The following is an 18736-nucleotide window of genomic DNA, read 5'->3' on the forward strand; positions in this document are numbered from 1 at the left end:
TATTTGTAACGTAACAAAAGTAATGATATGAAAACTTTTATAGTATTTGTCTTTGGTGTATTCATGATCTATGGAGCGATAGCTCAGGAATCAGCCACTACCGAGGCGGCTGCAAATGGTGCAGTGATAACTTTCGAAGAAGATAAACATGATTTTGGTGATATCTACCAGGGAGACAAGGTAGAACATGTCTTTAAATTTGAAAATACCGGCACTGAGCCGTTGATCATAACAAATGTACAGACTACCTGTGGTTGTACAGCGCCAGCATGGCCTCGTGACCCGGTTACCCCCGGACAGGAAAGTGAGATCAAAGTTGTTTTCAATAGTACAGGTAAGATGGGCAGACAGAATAAAGTGATCACAATAGTAAGTAATGCGGTCAGTCCTATGAATCGGGTCACCATTGTAACCAATGTCTTACCAAAGAAAGACGATTCGAATTGATCAGAACGCTTTAAAATCTATCATAAAGGTCACCTCATATGAGATGGCCTTATTTTTTTGCCTAAACGTAATCCGGAGTTTTCGAAGGGCTTTATGACGGTCTGCTTAAGAAGCCTTTTTCATTGCCCAAAATAAAAGTATCCATCCGGCAATAAAACATACCCCTCCCAAAGGAGTAATGGCCCCTAAAAGAGTGATGTTTGTTAATGAAAGTATGTAGAGCGAGCCGCTGAAAATCACAATGCCCAATGTAAATAAAAGGGAACAGTAAGATAATAGTTTACTGGGTTTGTAATTTGCCAGAATACCTACCGCTAACAATGCCAACACATGGTAGAAATGATAATTTACCGCTGTTTGGAAAGTCCCCACACGTCCGTTGGTCACGAGTATTTCCTCTAGCCCATGTGCGCCGAATGCGCCTATTCCCACTGCCATTGTGCCTAATACGGCTGCGATCTTTATAATATTTTTACTCATCCGGTATAATTTCTGGCTCCAAAGATTGCACTACCTACCCGGATGAGCGTACTACCCTCCTCTATGGCAATCGTGTAGTCACCACTCATGCCCATACTAAGTTCTTTCATATCTACATGTCCGGGCAATTCCATAGCATCTACCTGATCAAACAGACGCTTTAATCCTTTAAACTCTTTTCTCACCTGTATTTCGTCATCCGTATTGGTGGCCATTCCCATCAGTCCGGCTATTTTGACATTTTCCATCTCCTTTACTTCATCACTATTAAGTAATAGTATTAATTCTTCTTCGGAAAGGCCGAACTTGGTTTCCTCTTCGGCGATATGTATTTGTAACAGACAAGGGATCAGCCTGTCAATTTTTGATCCCTGCTTGTTAATTTCTGAAAGTAGTCTGATACTGTCCACTGCGTGTATGAGTGATACATAGGGGGCGATGTATTTGACCTTGTTGCGTTGCAGATGGCCTATCATATGCCACTCGATATCTTTAGGTAATAATTCACTTTTCTCCGTCATTTCCTGCGCCTTATTTTCCCCGAATATCCTTTGACCGGCTTCATAAGCTTCTTGTATGTCAGCAGGAGGTTTTGTCTTACTCACAGCTACCAATCGGCAAGAATTTGGAGATAAATAACTGAGGAATTCCTTAATATTGTTTGAGATATCCATTTGATATTTACGATAGTTATTAGCGCTTACGTAAAATAAAATATTTTAACCCATAGGATATGCCTATTCTCGGTACTTTATTAAAGAAAGGGATCCGTATCAGGGAGAGCTTGGAACAAGAATACTCTAATCCCCTGGACCTACAGAAAAATGAGTTAAAAAAGTTGCTGATAACAGCCAGTCAAACTGCGTTTGGCAAAACATATAGTTTTGATCATATCCTGGCGGGGTACCGATATTTTGACAAGGAATTTTTTGAAAGATTCAAAAAAAATGTGCCCATTCATGATTATGATAAGATGTATGGTGAATGGTGGGCGCAGTCTAAACAAGGCAAATCTAATATCTGTTGGCCGGGGAAGGTGAAATATTTTGCATTAAGCTCAGGAACATCCGAAGCTTCATCAAAGTATATTCCTATTACCAAAGACATGAAAAAGGCCATTCAAAAGACCAGTATCCGTCAGATACTTACTTTGTCAAAATATGATTTGCCTTCAGAGTTTTTTCAGGGGGGAATACTGATGCTGGGAGGTTCTACTCAGCTTAATAATCGAGGGAGTTACTTTGAAGGAGATCTTAGTGGCATCCAGGCAGCTCAGCTTCCCTTTTGGTTTCAACATTTTTACAAACCTGGAAAGAGGATTGCAAAAACCAGGGACTGGGAAGAAAAGCTGAATGAAATAGCACGCAAAGCCAGGTCGTGGAACATCAATATCATTGTGGGAGTACCTGCCTGGATACAGATCCTAATGGAGAAGATACTGGACTATCACAACGTATCAAATATTCATGAAATATGGCCTAACCTTTCTGTTTATGTCCATGGTGGCGTGTCGTTTGATCCGTACCGTAAGGGTTTTGGTAAGTTGCTGGGCAGGGATATCCATTATATTGAGACTTACCTGGCATCAGAGGGTTTTATTGGCTTTCAAAATAGGCCAAACCAAAAATCAATGAGACTGGTATTGAACAACGGTATTTTCTATGAATTTGTACCGTTTGAAAGGAGCTATTTTGATGAAGACGGGCAATTACTGCCTGACGCACCTACCGTAATGATTGATCAGGTAGAAGAAGGCAGGGAGTATGCCCCGTTAATTTCTACCTGTGCAGGTGCCTGGCGTTATTTGATAGGTGATGTGGTAAAGATATCTAATAAGGCTGAAGCAGAAATTATTATTACAGGTCGTACAAAGCACTTCCTCAGCCTTTGTGGAGAACATCTGTCTGTGGATAATATGAACAAAGCAATTGAAGTGGTGGCGGATGATCTGAATATTAACATTCCTGAATTCACCGTTGCAGGAATACCCCATCAGTCTCTTTTTGCCCACCACTGGTATATTGGTACGGATGATACCGTCAATGAAGCGGAACTAGGATTAAAGCTGGATAATGTTATAAAACAGCTAAACGATGATTATGCCGTAGAGCGTGAGGCTGCACTCAAAGAAGTATTTGTAAGTGTTTTACCCGTAGCCACCTTTTATAAGTATATGGAGTCGAAGGGTAAGGTGGGCGGCCAAAATAAATTTCCCCGGGTAATAAAGGACACTCAGTTGCAAGATTGGAGATCCTTTCTAAACCCGACTGCTTGATGTATGTAATACATGGACTATTGCTTGGTCTGGTGCTTATGTTGCTCATAGGGCCTGTGTTTTTTACACTAATTCAAACCAGTATTGAAAAAGGATTCAAAAAGGCGGTACTGGTAGCTGTAGGTATTAGTTTAAGTGATATACTTTACATTACTGTTGGCTATTTAGGGCTGGCCACGTTTGTTCAACAATCAGGTTACGATGAGTATATCGCCTATGTAGGTGGTACAATACTTATTTTGTTTGGGTGCTATAACTTTATAAAAAAACCTCAAATCAACCCGCAACAAGCCTCTAAATCTGAAATAAAGGGTTTTTTTCGATTTATTTTCCAAGGCTTTTTTATCAACGGAATGAGTCCTTTTGTATTGGTGTTCTGGTTGGGCGCGTTGAGCCTGGCTACGGTGGAATACAGCTATTCAGGATATGAGCTGATCGTATTTTTTCTCGCCACCACTGTAATGGTTTTTATTTCAGATTGTGGCAAGGCTTACCTGGCTAACAAACTCCGAAAACTTGTCACCACGCGATTTATGCGTATTATTAATATTTTGGCCGGAATTGCACTAATACTATTTGGATTTCGGATGTTATTTTATTCCTGATTTTCAATGCACAACTTTTCAAACGAACACCCTAACCCGACTTGTTGAAAGAAGGATCGGTGTGAGTCAGTTGGATATCATTCCAATAAGAGCTGTAAAAGTTTTCTTCAAGCATAAGTTCCTGGTGACTCCCGGAATTCTCAATGGTTCCTTCATTTATAACGTATATCCTTTCACTAATGCCTGGAAGTAAGTGTAGCCGGTGTGAGACAAAGATAACAGCCATTTCACCTTTCACCTTGTGGAGCAGGTCCAGTACAAATTTTTCAGTTATTCTATCCATTGATGCGGTTGCTTCATCCAAAATAAGTAAGGAGGGCCTATGTAAAAGTGCCCTGGCAAGAGCAATGATTTGTTTTTGCCCCCCGGATAAGTTGATGCCCTCTTCACCTACCAAAGTGCCATAACCTTGAGGGAGAGCGTTTATGAAATGGTCAAAACCAAGGGTTTTGCAATAATCCAGTGCATGAGTGATGTCTTGTCGGGAAGCAGAAAAGCATATGTTATTTAAGACAGTACCATTAAAAAGATGGATATCCTGGGGTACAACTCCTATCACCTTTTTCCACGACTCGTTTTTAATGTTTTTCAGATCTGATTGACCATTAATTATAATTCTCCCTTCTTCCGGAGAATAGAAGTTTTGAAGTAACTGAATTAAAGTACTCTTACCCGAACCACTTTCTCCAACAATGCTAATTACTTCACCTTTATTAACTTCAAGTGAGATATCCTTTAAAATTGGTTTTCTTCCGGGAAAACGAAATGATAATGCACTAACATGTAAGTACTCAAAAGTGATGTCTTCTTTGTGTTTATCCGTAAGTTCCTGAGCAGGTTCATTGATGAATTCAAACATTCTGTCAAAGGCTACCCTTGCTTCATTTATCACTACAGAGACCAATGCCAGGTTAGATACGGCCGGAAGTAAATTGCCCAGCATTCCAAGTACCGCCATCATTTTTCCTATCAACATTTGGCCCTGAAATACTTCAAATGACATGTAGGTTAGAATACTAATCAAAAATACCACACCAAAGAGGCCGGAAAATGCTCCTAGTTTAACATTGATTTTGCCCAGGTGGACTGTCTTATTCTGTAACTCTCCATATATGATCTGATTGATTTTTGAAAAAAACGCTTCCTTTCCCCGGTTTTTGATCGTGGTAACACCTTGTATGGTATTAATAAAGTTACTTTCGCTTTTTGCATAATTCTGCATTACACCTTGCTGAGCAGAAACAATTTTATCGTTAAAGCGAAATACCAATAGAAAATAGATCGGGAGACTAATACTGGCCATGGCAGCTGCTGGCCAGGAATAGAAGAAAATGAATGATAAAGTTACCAGAATGGTCAGGCTGTCTATCACTATTCCACCCAGTACATTCGTTATCACCCGTTGTATCCTTCCTGTATCATTAAGTCTGGCCACTAATTCACCGATCTTTTTATTGTCATAAAATGACTTAGGCAGGTATAGTAACGTATTGTAAAATGCATTGATGATCCTGTTATTAAAGGCCCTGCTCTGATGTAATAGTAATAGCTGCCTTGCCGCTGATAGACCGACTCTGAACATCAAAAGTGTTGCGACCAATAGTACCACGGGGATCAGACGAGTCGGGTCGTTTGAAGGTAATATGTCATCAATAAGTTTTTGAGAGAAAACTGACATTACGATACCGAGGGTAGCAATAAATAATCCAATGATAGCGCTAAACAGTAGTACCAGGTAATCTTCTCTGATTATCCGAAGGATCCATTGCGTTTTAGCACGATTGATTGTTTCTTTTTGAACAAAGTGTTTGTTGGGTTTCAAGGCCAGGCAGTTTCGTGAAACCCAAATAGTATCTAATTCTTTTTTAGGTAACATTCGCACCCCTACAGCAGGATCACCTATTATAAACTTTCCATCTTCATAACCATAACAAATGACATAGTGCTGCAGTCTTTCATCAATCACCACATGTAAGATCATTGGGTCCTGATGCTTGATCAAGTCTGTGATGTCAGCTTCATAACCCTGTGAATCAAACCCGGATTGGATGGCAGCCTGGTGCAATCCAAGTAAAGTGGTACCGTCTTTACCTGTTCCTGCGTTTTCTTTTAACTTTTGCAGGCTTGCGTCCCCATTGTAGTATCGGATCAGAGATAGCAGGCAGGCCGCGCCACAGTCTGCACTGTCGTGCTGTGCTACGAAAGCCTGTTTAATTTTTTTCTTGTTTAACCTAGGAATCAATGAGATCTGTTATTTGGTGAATATCTGAGATGCCTTCTATTTTTTTTATCAACAACTTTTTTTCATCATAGACAAAAAATGAAGGGAAATTAGAATAGCCGAATAACTCACGAAATTCCTCAAAAGGATCTAATAAAAAGCTAACGTTCTTAATACTTCGTAAGCCTTTTACTCTGTCACAAAAGGCCTGTACTTCTGCAGCTTCAAAAGGAAATACTATTACCACCTGAAGGGATTGAATAGCTTCTTTGTGATTTGCCAGGAGTTTTGCCCCTTCTTCGCAATGGACGCATTCCGGACTTGCATATACAATTAATACTTTCCCATTATTCGTTAGATCGTCATTACTAAAAAATCCGCCTTCCAGTTTATAAAAGCTAAAAGATGGTATTTTCAGGGCCTCTTCATAATGTTGATTTTTTGTTATCTGCTTGGAAATAGCGATAAAACCAAGATAACAGAATCCTGCTAAGATGATCACCAGTGATATGTAAATCGGTTTCTTCATACTTAAATCGATTATCAAAAGTATTGAGACTGTGTGCTAGCAATGGTTGTTGATGTATGCTTAATTAAAATAAGTTGAACTCATTAAAAGAGACCGATCTCTGATTTTAGACCGATCTCTTTATTCTGAACTTAATGCTCAAGAATTAAATATAAATTTTAGGAGAGATTATTCTCCTCCTCCTCCTCCGACATACATCATGCAAATGGACAGTACATAAGTTCCACTCAACTGTGATGCTGCATAACTCGCATTTCCACCATAGTAGTTGTAGACATCCTGACAGGTGTCACCCATACTGATTGGAATGTTGGATAAGTTAGGTCTCCATACCCACTCACCTCCGCCAACGACGTTTTGCATTTGCTCAATTGCTAAGCTTTTCATTTTTGATTTAGTTTAGTTTTGCCTACTCTATTTAAAGCTTTTCGGCATGCGCTGTATAAACTTTTTCGTCATTATGAATTGATTATTCCGAGGAACATAAAGCCGCCTACGTACAGGATAAATAGAACTACATACGATGGTACAACCAGTTTCACCATGGTTGTAAATCTTTTATGAAATAGGAAGGTGAGTATATATGACAATACCATCATGTAAGCCAATTGAAAGAAATTAATATTTTTGAGTGGGCTGATTAGCCAGGCATATTGATTCAAAAAAGTGATATCCATTAAACCGGTTAATGACAAAGGATAGAAAGACAGATATCGTATCATATTCATTTCTGTCATAACCCATCCTATCCATATTATTCTGACAGCAGCCCCAAGGATAAATACTACTTCGGCCAGAATAACACCTTTTAAGATTTTTCCAAAGGAAAATGAAGTATCGTGGAGATACGATGTAATGTAAATGGCAGCGGCTATCAAAAAGAACTTAACCAGTAGTATAATCGGCATGAAGAGATCGAAAACCCATCCCAACCCTTTATTAAAGTCACGGATACTTTCCATTAAAGGTGTTGGGAAATATTCCCTTTTCATTAAGTCCAGATAAAACCCCTCTGTGAAAACGTAGGTATCTCCGATTAGAACAACGATGAAATTCAGTAAACAGACCAGGATAAATAATATGCGGGTATCTAAGAAAGAACTTTTTTTAACCGATAGAAGCTTGCTTATCATTATTAAAGATTGATTCATTGCTTAATCATCTATGAAAAGTGCATAAACTGGCATTTTATACTATATAAAAATGCATTATCAAGCATGAAATTGCAATTTTTTGAACGGAAAATGGAGTTTGCTCTTCCTTAATTAATTACTTTTTTAAGTTAATATGTTATTAATCAATTAATTATGAGAAAAATATTTTTCATTTCACACAAATAATAGTTATCTCTTTTTAAATCGTGCAAAATCGTGCAAAATGTTTATGTAATGGTGATTATTTATAAAGCCTGGTAATATCAGACTGCGTGATAGGGGAGGTATTTGAAAGTTTCTTGAATTTTCTCATACGATTACTGTTACCCATTTTACCGAAAAGCTCACTTACTTTCAGACAATAATTAGCAGGATCACTGGATGGTGTTATTGTGTAAAAGAGCTCACGAGGGGGAAGAGGGTGTAAAATCTTTTGAGTATTGTAACTTCTTCTTAATTTCTCATTGATCAAGCCATATTGGATTTGAAATAATCCGGGTAACGACTTTATGTAATAGAATAATGCTTCTTCATGTTGGGCCATATCATTATAATAACCGGCCAGTTTCAGTTTGGGTAAATAATCCTGCTGGTCTAAAAACTCTGATTTCGTATAATAAGCTTTGCGTTCATTATCATTGATTGTTATATCTCCCAGATTTAACCAGGGGCGATTCATATTAGGAATTATATCGGTTACGCTTTCTAATAGATGTCTGGAAGTATGGATATCACCCGTTTGAATTAGTGCCTTTGCCAGTCGTGCTTTCCATATTGGGCTATTGGATTGGTCAACCTCTTTTTTTAAATCTTCAACAGCTTTGGCGTAGATGTTTTCCCAATCCAGGGCGTTTTTTTTTCTTACCTGTTCCCACAACAGGCTTTCCAGAAGTTGGGGAGCAACTTTAACGGCTCTATAAAAATGAAAGTCTGCTAAAGAGTCTTCATTACAATGATAATGCAGAAGCGCTTTACTCAAATTATAAATTACTTCGTTAGGGTCAATGAAACAGGCATCTTCAAAATGCTTTTTTGCCTGCATTAATTCTCCCTTATAAAATGCTATCCAACCCATGTTATGAGAGGCAATGGGGTCATTAGGGTTTAGTTGAAGAACAAGCTTGAATACTTCAGTGGTTTGGTCCCATTTACGGGTTGTACTAAAAGTCAGGGGAAGTTTGTTTAGTATATCGGTGACAGAAAAAGGAGGTGGATCTGCTGATAGAAGGAAAAGCCCTTTATTGAGGTGGTATACAGCTTGACCAGGCATTTTATCTATCGCACGATCTATCAAGTCACCTGCTTCGGCCCATCTGTTTTCTGATGCAGCCTCCAGAGCTTTTTCATTCAGGTTCTTCGCATACTCTCCCGAATGATCCCTGGAAATAATCCACCCCCAATAAAGCAGTATGGGTATAAATAGTAGCAGGAACCAGTGATATTTCAACGTGTGCTTAAAGGCTATTTTTGATTGTTTTCTGCTTGCTGCTATCCATAATACAATGGTCAGTAGTACGCCATCGCTATTCAATAATGAGGTAAATGTTAATTCCTTGATTAAGAAACCTATCCCTCCTGCCAAGAGGAAGGTGGACAACATTTTGTCCTTTTTTGGGTGTGGGTTTCTATACGTCTTAAAAAGACCATATAGCCAAATAAGCAGTAATAAAACATAGAGTAACAGTCCTGAAAAACCTTTATCAATCAATATTTGTATAGGAGTATTGTTAACTCTGGAGAGGATTTTTGTATTCTCTTCGGGACGCTCCTTATAATTACCAGGATATCTCATGGCAAAATTACCACTGCCCAAACCTAATAGAGGGTTATGCTTTACCATCATCAGGCCTCTTTCCCATATTTCCAGCCTACCCGTAGCACTTCTTACTTGTGAGGGCGTTTCAACTATTCTGACAGTAGTAAGAAAAGGTGGGTAAATTGGCAATAATGAAAGTAATGCAAGGCAAAGTGTCAAAACCAGTGGTATCAAAACCTTTTTCATACTTGTCTGTCCGGAAGTAATGAGTAATAATGGAAGGCAGATAAGAAAGAATAAGATCGTGATGTATATACCTCTGGAAAAGGTCAATGTCATTGCGCTGAACATAGCAATACAACTCAGTAATAATGGATATCTAAGGTATTTATTTCTCCAAAGTGTAACGGTGTAATAGTAGCCTGGCACAAACAGAAGCCAAATGGTTGTGCTCCAATCATTGATCGGTATGCCAAAGGGGCTATAAATGTTTTTAAATTGATGTATCTGTCGAAACCCTGCTGCCTTCAGACTGAAATTGAAGTTGATAAATTGAAGGATGGCTACTATGGAAAGTAAACCACCATAAAGTGCAAAGGACAGTAAAAGAAGTTTAGCAAATCCAGGACGTTTTTCAAGCAATGCCCAAACCATATATAAGACGATGGCAACACTGATTTTTAAGAGAAAAGAAAAACTATTAGGCGGATAGCTTGAGAAAAGATAATTGGCAATTTCATATATAAAGATGGCGAAAAGTGCCAGATCGACCAGACGCAGCTTTATGACCACTTCTTTGTTTTTCGCCTTTATAAAAAATAAAAAAGGAAAGGCCACTACAGGATAGATCACGCTATCCAACCTCCAAAATGCGACGAAAACAACAACAATATAGGCTACTGAGATCAAGAGCCAATAGATATTCTTCTTCAGGTATTCCTCAGTAAATTGAATTAGCATTTCTCGTTTGTAAGCGGATATTAAATATCGAATTTTATTGCTATTATTCTTCTTTAAAAATCATTGAAACCTCGAGGATTTACATGATTATACCAATCGAATGGTCTTTCTTGTTATTCTTTTCCTTTTTCTTCAACTTTAATTGAATTTCTTACGGAAACCAATATTCTGAAGAGTAATCCCAAGAAATATGCCCTCAAAACGACTAGTTCAACTTTTACTTTTTGTAATGCTTCTTGCCATGACTGCCTTCGTGGCCATTAAACTTTATCATTCAGATGATGAAATGAAATTTGAAGGTTCAGTCGAATTTAACAAGGCAGGTGAGCAGGTACTTGCCTATTTTAATGAGGAAAAGGACAGTTTAAAGCATGTAGCTGCAAAATTCATTCTTGAGAACGCAGCATATCACTTTCATCCGCTAACTACTTTTGTTGACAGCACAAACGGCTTCGTAGATTTTAATGTCTATGCATATAAAACATCTGAAGAAATCGATAAAGCCATTGATTCGCTTATCAATCTGAAGAAATATCGATTATATAGGGTTTCAGCCTGGGATGTTGATTCCTTGTCTGCCAGAGAGATTATAGACAACATTGAAATGGCATTTTCTGTTTGGGAATCAAAACCCTGGGCTAAAAACGCTACATTCAGTCAGTTCTGTGAATACATATTGCCTTATAGAGCCTATGACGAGCCACTGGAAAACTGGAGAAACGGCTTGTTTGATCATTACGACTGGATAGGTGACTCCATAAGTAATGCCGGTGATCCTGTAGAAGCTTGTAAATTGATCAATACTTCATTGAGCAAATGGCTGAAATTTGATTGGGAGCGAGGTTCCAGAGAACTAAATAGCCAAAGTATCAGTGAAGTGACCCAAAACAAATATGGAAAGTGCAGAGATCTGGTCATGATGGCTACCTGTGCCATGCGCGCGCAGGGGATACCCGTTGCAATTGATTATGTCCCTTACTGGGGGCATAGAAATGCCGGCCATTTCTGGAATGTAGTACTGTCAAATAATGGATCGATGGTAAGCTTTAATTCGGCAGAAAAGAACCCTGGAGAATATCAGGCCATTGAACCTCATTTCAAACCTGGTAAAATATTCAGGCATAGCTATTCGAAACAACCTGAAGCGCTGGCATCCATTAAGGAGCCGGAGGATGTCGTGCCGGATTTCCTTAATAAGTTTAATATAAAGGATGTAACTAAGGAGTACATCAGTGTTGGAGAAGTTGTACTGTCTGAGTTAAAAACCCCTTCTGATACCAGGTTTGTTTACTTATGTGTGTACAACGGAGGAAACTGGAAGCCCGTTTATTGGTCTGCTATAGAAAACGGTAAAGCCACTTTTGAAGATATGGACAATAACAATGTGCTGTATTTACCGATGTACTTTTTGAAAAATCAATTATTACCGGCCGGGCCGCCTTTCGTTTTTTCTAAAGATGATTCTATTAAGGTATTGGAAGGCTCTGAAAAAAAGGCAGGGCTTACGGTAAAACATTTATACAGTGATGAAAATGGGGTATTGAAAGGGGTTTTTGAAGAGAATGTAAACTATGTGCTTTCTATTTGGGATGGATATTGGAAACGTATTGACCAACATACCGCAGATTCAAGTCGTACGGTGAGATTTGTTGATGTGCCTGATAATGCGTTACTGAGGCTCGAATCGACCGTCTTAGATAACCTCTATCAAAGACCTATGATAATAGAAAATGGAGAAACCGTTTTTTTATGATAACCGTCGGTACCTATCTGTATCAGAAAGGATTTTAATCTTGCAATACATTGGTAAGAAAAGTGGATTTGAGTAGCATCCAAAGCATGAAAAACACCAAAGCCCAGTACAGGTAGTTTCTGTAGAAATCTTCTGTGTCTTTATAGCGTGTTTCTTTTATTTCTGCCTTTTCATATTGGTCAATCAACTTGAATACATTTTCCAGGGCCTCGTTGTCGCCCACTCTGAAAAACTCACCTTCACCAATTTTGGCGATTTCTCTTAAGGTAGTCTCATCCATGGTATTCTCTACCATACGCGGTCTCCCAAAAAAATCTTTACCAAAAGGTACTTTACCTTCTTTTCCTATGGCTATAGAATACATTTTTATGTCGTATGCAGTAGCCAGCTTAGCAGCTGTAATGGGATCAATATTACCTGCTGTATTGTCACCGTCGCTTAAAAGGATCAATACCTTGGTTTTAGAATCAGATTCCCGCATTCGGTTAGTAGCCACTGCCAGTGCACTGCCAATGGCGGTACCCCTGTTTTCTATCATGTCAAATTCTATGTCTTCAATGTAGGATTTGAGCAGATCATAGTCTGTAGTTAAGGGAGAAAGTGAATAGGCATCACCTGAGAAGATTACCATACCAATCCGGTCCTGGAAACGACCCTCAATGAATTCTTCAGCCACTTTTTTTGCTGCTTCCAGGCGGTTAGGCTTAAAGTCTTCAATTTGCATGGATTGTGAGATATCCACTACTAACATAATGTCAATACCTTCCGTCCATTGCTCCACTTTTTCGTTGGTTTTTTGTGGTCGTGCCAGTGCCACTACCATTAGCGCAAATACGGCTGCCAACAACGCATCAGGAATAAGTCTGATCAGATTAGTAGGATTGTTACGTATTTGACGTTCGGTAAGGGCAATGGGCAATTTTTGATTCATGTAAAACCTTAAAACCCACCTTACAATCATGAATATGGGAATAAGTATCAAACCAAATAAAGCTATTTTAAACTCCCAGGTGAAGTTTTTAAATGTAGAGAGATAAAACCAGTCCGGTGAATACCAGGGTAGTCCGGAGTTCAATACTTCATCAGCCATTTTTAACCTCCATTAATTTATCGTGAAACCGCTTTTCAGAAAACCTTTTCAAATCTTCAAAGCTTTTGGCCAGTTCACTGTTGGTATGAGCTGCATATATGGCTCTATCCAGCCCTTGTAATGCCATTTTTATGTCTTCAGATTTATATTTTTGAATAATCTCTTTAGAAGTTGATTTAGTGTAAGGGCGATTTTCGAGCTTTTCCAGGTACTTTTTCCATGTGCCAAGTACATGCTCTGCTTTTTCCGCATCCGGGGAGCTTTGAGAGGTTGCCGCATCATATCGTTCCAGAAACTTCTGATGGGCTTTGCTCAGTCTGCGTAAAATGATCTTTTTTCTAATGGGTTTTCCAAATAGAATGATTACGAGAATGATGATAGCTAATACTATTCCTCCGCCAATGAAAAGATAAGGATAGTTGAATTCCAGTGCCACACGTTTATAGGTGGTATTTTCTTTGAGTGGCAGGGTCTCAGCAGCCAGAGAATCCGGTATTTCAGCTACCACGTGCTGGAGGAAAATAGAATCGCGTTCAGTCTTCAGTATTATACTGTCTGTTCCGGCTAATAAGAACACTGGCATTTGATAATACTGGATACTGTCAATTTCAAATGAAGAGAGGTAATAAACAGCGCTATCATAGCTTAGACTATCATTGGAAAGCGTGGCAGTATACCACTTCTCTTCAAGTTCATAAGGACTGAAATCATACAGAGAGTCCGGAAAGACAATGTCCTGGTTCCTGGGATATCTGGCGGTCAAAATAAACGGAGTACTTATACCAATTTTGATACTGTCTTCCAGGAAATATCCGTTGGCCTCGATCTTCTGGGCTTTCAAAAAGCCAGGAACTACCAACATTAAAATCATCGCACTGACAACTACCTGCTTATACACTTTTCAATGTCTTGTTTCTGATCTTAAATAATTTCAAAAGTTTGGGAACGTAGTCTTCTTCAGTATCTACAGAAATAAAATTGATCTGATGCTTTTTTGCAAACTGTGATATCTGCTGCTCATTTTCTTCGTAGTTCTTTTTGATCTTGGATCTGAAGTTACCAAACGAAGTATTAACCCATAGGGTTTTACGACTTTCTTTGTCAAACACGGGCACTATCCCGAGTTTAGGTAGCCTTGTTTCACGTTTATCAGTCACTCTGATCATGACCAGGTCATGTTTTTTTGCCATCCCTTTCAAATTGTGAAAATAATCTTCATCAATAAAATCGGAGATGAATATGATCACACTTCTTTTTCGGATGGTATTCAAAGTGAACAATATGGCTTTGGCCAGATCTGTTTTATGAGATACAGGTTTCAAATTTGCCAGGCTATGAACAATCTCATAAGCTTGCTTGGCACCTTTGGAAGGTTTCACATATTTCTCCCGTTGATCTGAGAAACTCAACAAGCCTACCTGGCTATTTTCTTTTACTGCAGATAATGCCAGTACACCGCATATCTCTTTACTGATATCTAATTTTTGGGACCCCGGGCTTCCTATTTCCTGCGAGCCGCTTACGTCCAGTACGAACAGGATCGTTTGTTCCTTCTCTTCTTTGAATGTTTTTACGAACGTACCATGACCTTTTGCGCTAACGTTCCAGTCGATCGTCCGAATGTCATCACCATATTGATAGGCCCTTACATCATCAAATTCTAACCCCGACCCCTTGAAAATGGAATGAAAGTCTCCCTGCATCTGGCTATTGATGGCCTTTCTAATCTGTATTTCGTACTTTCGTAACTTATTTATGAGGTCCTTCATTGGCTCAATTTTCGCTGTAAAACTATCACAAAATTGAAGAATATTCCTGTTTTGAAAAAACAGCATTGTTGTAGAAGGTGTAATTTGAAGGATAACCGATTATGAAAAAGATTTTTTATGTTTTTAAGGGCGTTATACGCCGACGAGCGGTAGTAAAGGTATTGACAGGATTGATACTTCTGCCCTTTTTTTCATGTAACTCGAAGAAAATACCCGAAGGTATGTTAACGCAGGAGCAGATGGTGCCCATTTTACTGGATGTATACATAGGAGAAAGCAGGGTGAATGAATTCAAGGTTAAGCGAGATTCGGCCATGATATTATTCCACGCCTATGAACAAAAAATATTTGAAAAATATGAGATTTCAGACTCAGTCTATCGCATGAGTGTAGCCTATTACTATGATCACCCGGATGAGCTGGAAAGTATATATGAGACTTTATTGGATAGTCTTAACCTAATGGAAAAGAGACTGGAAGAAAAAAATAAGGAAAAAGAAGAAGAGGAAATTAAAGAAAAGGAGGGGGAAGATAATGAAGAGAAAAGGCAAGCTAAAGAAATTGAATTGCTTAAGAAAAAGCTGGATGCATAATATTCCAACAGATCAATCATTGAAACCTTTTAGTACTAATAACACAGGAATTACAGGTTGATGCTTTTTCCAAACGACATAGAATCCAAGTTAGGTTTCGACAAAATACGCGAACGTCTTGCGGTAAAATGCAAAAGTGCTATGGGGACTGAACTAGCCGAAAAAGTGCGTTTTACAGCCGATATTGACCTAATACGGAAATTCCTTCAGCAAACGGATGATTTCAAAAAGATTCTCGAAAGTGATGGAGCGTTTCCGTCTAACTATTACCTGGATGCCAGGCCGGCATTAGCTAAGGCCCGTGTTGAGGGCGCTTTTTTAGATGAGCGCCAGTTCAGAGATATCAGTCTTTCGCTTACCACCATTGACAGTTGCGTTCGCTTTTTAAAATCGCATAAAGAAGAGTATCCTAGTCTTTATGAGCTAACGAACGGATTGGAAGTCTCCGCGGCTTTGGTGAAATCAATAGATGCTAAAATCGATGATGATCCAAAAGTCAGGGATAATGCCTCGGCGGTGTTGCAGAATGTAAGAAGAAATATTTCTCAGAAATATCAGCAGGTAAGGAAGACATTAGAATCTGCTTTTAAATCAGCGGCAAAAGAAGGTTTTATTCCTGATGGAGCTTCCATTACAGTACGTGATGGTCGTATGGTAATACCGGTAAGTGCAGAATATAAGCGTCGTATTAAGGGGTTTGTACATGATGAATCTTCTACCGGACAGACAGTGTTTATTGAACCGGCTACTGTTTTGGAGGGTAATAATGAACTACGTGAATTAGAGTATGCCGAAAAACGTGAAGTCATAAAGATTTTGACAGAACTTACTGATGAATTACGTGCCAATACTGATTCTCTCAAAAGAGCCTATCGATTTTTGGGAGTAGTTGATTTTATTCAGGCAAAAGCACGTTTGGCGCTTGAATTAGATGCAGTGTTACCAGCCGTAAAGGAAGAACAGACCATAACATGGAAAGAGGCGCGACATCCACTCCTGTTTTTGGCCCATCGAAATACGGACAAAAAAGTAGTTCCGCTTAACATTGAGTTGAACCATGATCAGCGACTGCTGATCATATCAGGACCTAATGCCGGAGGTAAATCAGTTTGTCTTAAAACGGTAGGGCTGCTACAGCTAATGTTACAATCGGGACTTCTTGTTCCCGTGGGAGAGGAATCTGAATTTGGAGTATTCGAGGATATATTCATTGATATTGGAGATGAGCAGTCAATAGAAAATGACTTGAGTACTTATAGTTCTCACCTGTCTAATATGAAATTCTTTATTCGGAATGCCAAACTCAAATCCCTATGCTTGATTGATGAATTTGGGACAGGTACTGATCCACAATTCGGAGGGGCTATAGCCGAAGCGGTATTGGACGATCTGAAACGTAAAGAAGCAAATGGCGTGATCACTACGCATTATAGCAATATAAAAAACTATGCAGAAGAGAAGCCCGGACTGATCAATGGTGCTATGAAATACGATATGGCCAACCTGGAACCACTCTATGAGCTGGAGATGGGTAAACCAGGCAGTTCGTTTTCACTGGAAATAGCCAGAAAAATTGGTCTTTCGCATAAAGTAATTGAATATGCTAAAGAGGCAATAGGCAGCAAGAACATAGATGTAGATAATCTATTGCTTCGACTGGAAAGGCAAAAGCAAAAAGTGATTGAGAGAGACCGGGCACTGAAAAGTAAAGAAAAGGAAGTAAGTCAGCTCCAATCGAAATATCAACGCCTGCTTGAGGAGATGGAGACCAATAAAAAGTCCATTATCAGCAAAGCAAAGCAGGAGGCAGCTTCTATCCTGAAGGAAACAAACCGGGAGATAGAAAAAACTATCCGCCACATTAAGGAAAATAAGGCTGAGAAGAAAGAGACAAAACGAGTTCGCGAACGACTGACCCAACTCAAAGGCAAAGTAGAAGAAGAAAAAAAGGTGATCCCTGCTGTCGTGCAGAAAGAAGACGGCCCTATTGGGATAGGGGATGCCGTGCGAATCGTTGGGCAGGAAGTGGCTGGGGAAGTATTATCGCTTAAAGGAAACGGTGCGGAAGTACAATTTGGTGACCTGAAATCAACCGTTAAGCTTAACCGACTGGAAAAAATCTCAAAAGGACAGTCCAAACAGATCAACAAGCAGCGGTCACAACCTAACAATGGACTTAACTTAAACCAGAAGTTTGCCCAGTTCAGTAGTACACTTGATGTGCGCGGAAGAAGAGCGGAAGAGGTATTTTCTATTGTTGATCGATTTATAGATGATGCATTACTGTTCGATATAAGTGAGATACGCATTTTACACGGTAAAGGAGATGGGGTATTACGTTCTGTTATCAGGGACTATCTGAGAAAGTCAAATTTGACCGAAACGATAACAGACGAGCATGTAGAGCGAGGCGGGGCCGGTATCACGGTAGTTCAGCTAAAATAGGGTTTGAACAGATCTCCCCGAATAATAAAGTGTTCTTCTGTGTTATTTTGACATAAAAATAACCGCTTACTTATGAGACCATATAAAGATGTCTTGAAGTCATACACGCCTAAAAAACAGCTAGTTATCTCCGTTACTTGTTAGCTGATTTGACTTAAGTCATTTGTATTATTGACAATTCTCATGTCAATCATGAATTGCACATGATAGATTAGATAATGACAAGGCACAAACGTGTCAGGATTTATCTAAGAACCAAAATTTCTATCTATGTACGATCAAAAAGTTAACACCACCTTCGATCAGGCTGATGAGCTCTTCCGGATTGCCCAGGAGGAATTGTGTAAACCTGAAGAAGATGTTGTGCCTTACATGGTATGTCGTAATGCCTTTAAATCAGTCAACAAGTATTTGACTGCATTTCTATTAAAACATGGTATGGATATCCATGCTTCTATGTCATTAGAAGTTCTTTTAGACGCTTGCCGGCAGATCGATCCTGCTTTTAACGAGCTTAACCTGAACCTGCTCTACAGCACAGGTGAAAAGGAGGATGTATGGATGGACATGGGTACGGTTAACGAGTACATAGCCTTGGCCAAACAAACCCGGCAAATGGTAGGCCAGGAAGAATAGATCAAACCTTCCTGATGGCAATA

Annotated in this window: 17 protein-coding genes; 7 read left to right on the top strand and 10 right to left on the bottom strand. The window is 39.2% G+C overall.

The genetic code is table 11. The features are described from left to right. Positions 1-27: 27 nt before the first annotated feature. A complete protein-coding gene (locus FNH22_RS26440; protein ID WP_143401527.1) occupies positions 28-447 on the top strand; it encodes a DUF1573 domain-containing protein in 420 nt (139 codons plus the stop codon). Positions 448-552: 105 nt separating this feature from the next. Here the strand turns inward: FNH22_RS26440 and FNH22_RS26445 are convergent, their stop codons facing one another. Then, positions 553-927, bottom strand: coding sequence for a DUF423 domain-containing protein (locus tag FNH22_RS26445; RefSeq protein WP_143401528.1), 375 nt, complete (start codon positions 925-927; stop codon positions 553-555). Next, on the bottom strand, positions 924-1601 hold the full coding sequence (locus FNH22_RS26450) for a YggS family pyridoxal phosphate-dependent enzyme (RefSeq protein WP_143401529.1): 678 nt from the start codon (positions 1599-1601) through the stop codon (positions 924-926). Before FNH22_RS26450 ends, FNH22_RS26445 begins: the two co-directional genes overlap by 4 nt. A 59-nt stretch (positions 1602-1660) precedes the next feature. Between FNH22_RS26450 and FNH22_RS26455 the strand changes: the two genes are divergently transcribed. Both FNH22_RS26455 and FNH22_RS26460 read left to right on the top strand, forming a co-directional pair. Then, entirely contained in the window at positions 1661-3202 is a 1542-nt protein-coding gene (locus tag FNH22_RS26455) for a GH3 auxin-responsive promoter family protein (protein WP_143401530.1), read from the top strand. Further along, positions 3202-3807: a LysE family translocator gene (locus FNH22_RS26460; protein ID WP_143401531.1), complete on the top strand. Its 606-nt coding sequence runs from the start codon at positions 3202-3204 to the stop codon at positions 3805-3807. Before FNH22_RS26455 ends, FNH22_RS26460 begins: the two co-directional genes overlap by 1 nt. 31 nt (positions 3808-3838) lie before the next feature. On the opposite strand, the gene FNH22_RS26465 is transcribed toward FNH22_RS26460, so the two are convergent. The 5 genes from FNH22_RS26465 to FNH22_RS26485 form a co-directional block, all read right to left on the bottom strand. Next, the gene (locus FNH22_RS26465; RefSeq protein ID WP_221420358.1) at positions 3839-6049 is read right to left on the bottom strand and encodes a peptidase domain-containing ABC transporter; all 2211 of its coding nucleotides are present in this window, start codon (positions 6047-6049) and stop codon (positions 3839-3841) included. Beyond that, positions 6039-6557 (bottom strand): redoxin domain-containing protein, encoded by a 519-nt coding sequence (locus FNH22_RS26470; RefSeq protein ID WP_143401533.1) that lies wholly within the window; start codon positions 6555-6557, stop codon positions 6039-6041. The genes FNH22_RS26465 and FNH22_RS26470 overlap by 11 nt, the downstream gene beginning before the upstream one ends. A gap of 168 nt (positions 6558-6725) precedes the next feature. After that, entirely contained in the window at positions 6726-6944 is a 219-nt protein-coding gene (locus FNH22_RS26475; RefSeq protein WP_143401534.1) for a hypothetical protein, read from the bottom strand. 71 nt (positions 6945-7015) lie between these two features. Beyond that, positions 7016-7549, bottom strand: coding sequence for a hypothetical protein (locus tag FNH22_RS26480; RefSeq protein WP_143401535.1), 534 nt, complete (start codon positions 7547-7549; stop codon positions 7016-7018). A gap of 403 nt (positions 7550-7952) precedes the next feature. Next, the gene (locus FNH22_RS26485) at positions 7953-10427 is read right to left on the bottom strand and encodes an O-antigen ligase family protein (RefSeq protein ID WP_143401536.1); all 2475 of its coding nucleotides are present in this window, start codon (positions 10425-10427) and stop codon (positions 7953-7955) included. Positions 10428-10656: 229 nt separating this feature from the next. Between FNH22_RS26485 and FNH22_RS26490 the strand changes: the two genes are divergently transcribed. Then, the gene (locus FNH22_RS26490) at positions 10657-12180 is read left to right on the top strand and encodes a transglutaminase-like domain-containing protein (RefSeq protein ID WP_185154424.1); all 1524 of its coding nucleotides are present in this window, start codon (positions 10657-10659) and stop codon (positions 12178-12180) included. A 34-nt stretch (positions 12181-12214) separates the two neighbouring features. Here FNH22_RS26490 and FNH22_RS26495 read toward each other — a convergent pair whose 3' ends face one another. Genes FNH22_RS26495 through FNH22_RS26505 form a run of 3 tightly spaced genes read right to left on the bottom strand, consistent with a single transcriptional unit; the run spans position 12215 to position 15039 of the window. Next, a complete protein-coding gene (locus FNH22_RS26495) occupies positions 12215-13270 on the bottom strand; it encodes a VWA domain-containing protein (RefSeq protein ID WP_143401538.1) in 1056 nt (351 codons plus the stop codon). Next, positions 13263-14168, bottom strand: coding sequence for a hypothetical protein (locus FNH22_RS26500; RefSeq protein WP_143401539.1), 906 nt, complete (start codon positions 14166-14168; stop codon positions 13263-13265). Before FNH22_RS26500 ends, FNH22_RS26495 begins: the two co-directional genes overlap by 8 nt. Further along, a complete protein-coding gene (locus tag FNH22_RS26505; RefSeq protein ID WP_143401540.1) occupies positions 14161-15039 on the bottom strand; it encodes a DUF58 domain-containing protein in 879 nt (292 codons plus the stop codon). Before FNH22_RS26505 ends, FNH22_RS26500 begins: the two co-directional genes overlap by 8 nt. Positions 15040-15140: 101 nt before the next feature. On the opposite strand from FNH22_RS26505, the gene FNH22_RS26510 reads away from it, so the two are divergent. The 3 genes from FNH22_RS26510 (at position 15141) to FNH22_RS26520 (ending at position 18713) form a co-directional block, all read left to right on the top strand. Next, entirely contained in the window at positions 15141-15632 is a 492-nt protein-coding gene (locus FNH22_RS26510) for a DUF4296 domain-containing protein (RefSeq protein ID WP_143401541.1), read from the top strand. Between the two features lie 60 nt (positions 15633-15692). After that, on the top strand, positions 15693-18077 hold the full coding sequence (locus tag FNH22_RS26515) for an endonuclease MutS2 (protein WP_143401542.1): 2385 nt from the start codon (positions 15693-15695) through the stop codon (positions 18075-18077). Positions 18078-18347: 270 nt separating this feature from the next. Continuing rightward, positions 18348-18713: a hypothetical protein gene (locus tag FNH22_RS26520; RefSeq protein ID WP_143401543.1), complete on the top strand. Its 366-nt coding sequence runs from the start codon at positions 18348-18350 to the stop codon at positions 18711-18713. Positions 18714-18736: the final 23 nt, after the last annotated feature.

Origin of the sequence: Fulvivirga sp. M361 (assembly GCF_007097395.1) — a bacterium.
In the GTDB taxonomy this organism is placed as follows: Bacteria; Bacteroidota; Bacteroidia; order Cytophagales; family Cyclobacteriaceae; genus Fulvivirga.